Annotated in this window: 4 protein-coding genes; all 4 read left to right on the top strand. The window is 70.5% G+C overall.

Annotated elements, in window-relative coordinates:
* The first annotated feature begins 307 nt into the window (after positions 1-307).
* Positions 308-613 carry a 50S ribosomal protein L21 gene (rplU, locus tag G6020_RS13195; RefSeq protein WP_182610933.1) on the top strand — a complete coding sequence of 102 codons (306 nt, stop codon included), beginning with the start codon at positions 308-310 and terminating at the stop codon, positions 611-613.
* Positions 614-681: 68 nt separating this feature from the next.
* Entirely contained in the window at positions 682-945 is a 264-nt protein-coding gene (gene rpmA / locus G6020_RS13190; RefSeq protein ID WP_107748170.1) for a 50S ribosomal protein L27, read from the top strand.
* Between the two features lie 123 nt (positions 946-1,068).
* Positions 1,069-2,529: a GTPase ObgE gene (obgE, locus tag G6020_RS13185; RefSeq protein ID WP_182610932.1), complete on the top strand. Its 1,461-nt coding sequence runs from the start codon at positions 1,069-1,071 to the stop codon at positions 2,527-2,529.
* Positions 2,526-3,202, top strand: a 677-nt coding sequence (gene proB, locus G6020_RS13180; protein ID WP_182610931.1) for a glutamate 5-kinase, incomplete at its 3' end; no start/stop codon positions are given. The genes obgE and proB, both read left to right, overlap by 4 nt.

The raw sequence follows: 3,202 nt of genomic DNA, 5'->3' as shown, positions 1-3,202 counted from the left end.
AGCCGCGGCAGCGACCGGCTCGGCGACGCGCGACCAGGTCCACGACCGCCCCCGAGGGTGGCGATCGATAGAGGTGTCGGGCCCGGTGGCGCGGTCGGTTTGACCTGCTGTGCCGCCGGGCCGTAACCTTGACAAGTCGCTCGTGGCGGCGCTATGTCGTCGCGCGAGAAGTCGCGGGCCGGGCCGTCAAGGCCGCGGGACCGGCGATCCCGGTTGACGAGAGTCGGCCGGTCAGAGAGAACACCGCACAGTAGTTGTGGACGTCCCAGTGGCGGCCACACACCCGAGAAGCAAGGGGAAGCCCTCGATGTACGCGATCGTCAAGACCGGCGGCAAGCAGTACAAGGTCGCCGAAGGTGACCATGTCAAGGTCGAGAAGATCGAGGGTGAGGCCGGTACCTCCGTGTCCCTGTCCCCGATCCTCGTGGTCGATGGTTCGACCGTCACCTCCGCTGCCGACGCCCTGGCCAAGGTCTCCGTCTCCGGCGAGATCGTCGAGCAGGCCAAGGGTCCGAAGATCCGGATCCACAAGTTCAAGAACAAGACCGGGTACCACAAGCGTCAGGGCCACCGTCAGAAGCTGACGGTGCTCAAGATCACCGGTATCAAGTAATCCACCACGGCCGCCAAGGCCACCAGCTCAGCGCCCTCGGGCGTCTTCCCTGAAGGAGGGGTTCGGACATGGCAAGTAAGAAGGGCGCATCCAGCACCCGTAACGGTCGTGACTCCAACGCGCAGCGTCTCGGCGTCAAGCGCTTCGGCGGCCAGGAAGTCAACGCCGGCGAGATCCTGATCCGCCAGCGTGGCACCAAGTTCCACCCGGGCGTGGGCGTCGGCCGTGGCGGCGACGACACGCTGTTCGCACTGGCCGCCGGTGCGGTCGAGTTCGGCACCAAGCGTGGCCGCAAGACCGTCAACATCGTTCCGGTCGGCGTCGAGGCCTGACCCGGCGACACTGACGCGATTCGCCCTCGGGGGCCGGGCGGGGTCTGATGACCTCACGCCCGGTCCCCGAGAGCATTTACGCCACATCCGTTACGTCCCACGATCAGCAGGAGGAGTCCGCATATGTCGAGATTCGTCGACCGCGTAGTGCTCCACCTCGCGGCGGGGGACGGTGGCCGCGGCTGCACGTCCGTGCACCGGGAGAAGTTCAAGCCGCTCGGCGGCCCCGACGGGGGCAACGGAGGGAGCGGCGGGGACGTGGTGCTGGTGGTGGACCCCCAGGTCCACACGCTGCTCGACTTCCACTTCCGGCCCCACGCCCGCGCCGGCAGGGGAGAGCCCGGGATGGGCGCCAACCGGAACGGCGCGCAGGGTGCCGACCTGGTGCTGGCGGTCCCGCCCGGGACCGTCGTGCTGGACCAGAACGGGGAGCTGCTGGCCGATCTGGTCGGCGCCGGGACCCGCTTCGTGGCGGCCGAGGGCGGCAAGGGCGGGCTCGGCAACGCTGCACTCGCCTCCAGGGCCCGCAAGGCCCCGGGGTTCGCCCTCCTCGGTGAGCCCGGCGAGGTCCGCGACCTGACCCTCGAACTCAAGTCCATGGCCGACGTCGGACTGGTCGGGTTCCCCTCGGCGGGCAAGTCGTCGCTCGTATCGGTGCTGTCCGCGGCCAAGCCCAAGATCGCCGACTACCCGTTCACCACCCTGGTCCCCAACCTCGGGGTGGTGTCGGTGGGGGACGACACGTTCACCATCGCGGACGTGCCCGGGCTCATCCCCGGCGCCAGCGAGGGGCGGGGTCTGGGCCTGGACTTCCTGCGCCACATCGAGCGCACGGCCGTCCTCGCCCACGTGGTGGACTGCGCGAGCCTCGAGTCCGACCGCGACCCGATCTCGGATGTCGACGCGCTCGAGGCTGAGCTCGCCGCCTACCAGCCGGAACTCGCCGATGCCGGTCTGGGGGACCTGGCCGACCGGCCGCGGGTCGTGGTGCTCAACAAGATCGACGTGCCGGACGCCGCCGACATGGCCGAGATGGTCACCTCCCACTTCGAGGCCAAGGGCTGGCCGGTGTACGCGATCTCGGCGGTCGCCCACAAGGGCCTCGACGAACTGCGGTACGGGCTCTACGAGCTCATCAAGGCCCATCGCAAGGCGAACCCGCCGGCGGCGCCCGAGCGGATCGTCCTGCGTCCCAGGGCCGTCGACGTGGCGGAGTTCACGGTCCGGAAGGACCCCAACGAGGCCGGCGCCTACATGGTCTCGGGATCCAAGCCCGAGCGCTGGATCCGCCAGACCGACTTCGCCAACGACGAGGCCGTCGGCTTCCTCGCCGACCGCCTGGCCCGGCTGGGTGTCGAGGACGCGCTCATCAAGGCCGGCGCGCAGGCGGGCTGCACGGTCACCGTCGGCGACGTCTCCTTCGACTGGGAGCCACAGACCCCCGCCGGTGTCGACCTCATGCGCACGGGCCGCGGCACCGACATCCGGTTGGAATCCGACGAGCGCGTGGGCGCCCACGAACGCAAGTACCGCAAGCGTGTCCGCCGCGGGCTGATCGACCCCGATGAGGAGATCCTGGAGTGACCGGCGAACCGGAGCTGCGGCGCCGGATCGGCACGGCCCGCCGGGTGGTGGTCAAGATCGGCTCGTCGGCCATCACGAGCTTCGGTGGCGGGATCCGCCGGCCGCAGCTCGACGCCCTGGCCGACATCTGCCAGGCGCGCATGGCCGCGGGGTCGGACGTCTTCGTGGTCTCCTCCGGCGCGATCGGCGCGGGGATGTCCCCACTGGGGATGACCACCCGCCCCGCCACCCTGTCCGCCAAGCAGGCGGCCGCCAGTGTGGGGCAGCTCGAACTGGCCCGGGCGTGGGGCGACTCGTTCTCCAGGTACGACCGCGTGGTGGGCCAGGTCCTGCTGACGGCGGGGGACATCGGGCGCCGGGAGAGCGCGGCCAACGCGCAGCGCACCCTGGACCGACTCCGCACGCTCGGCGCGGTGCCGGTGGTCAACGAGAACGACACGGTGGCCACCAACGAGATCCGCTTCGGGGACAACGACCGCCTGGCCGCGCTGGTGGCCCACCTCATCAGCGCCGATGCGTTGATCCTGCTCTCGGACGTGGACGCGCTCTACGACTCCGACCCCCGCAAGGGTGACGCCACCGCGGTGACGATGGTGTCGGGCGCGGCCGACCTCGACGGGGTGGTGGCCGGGGCCGGCGGTGCGCTGGGCACCGGCGGGATGGCCTCCAAGCT

It is taken from the genome of Dietzia sp. B19, from assembly GCF_014145155.1.
Lineage (GTDB): Bacteria > Actinomycetota > Actinomycetes > Mycobacteriales > Mycobacteriaceae > Dietzia > Dietzia natronolimnaea.
This window is presented reverse-complemented; position numbering and strand designations above follow the sequence as displayed.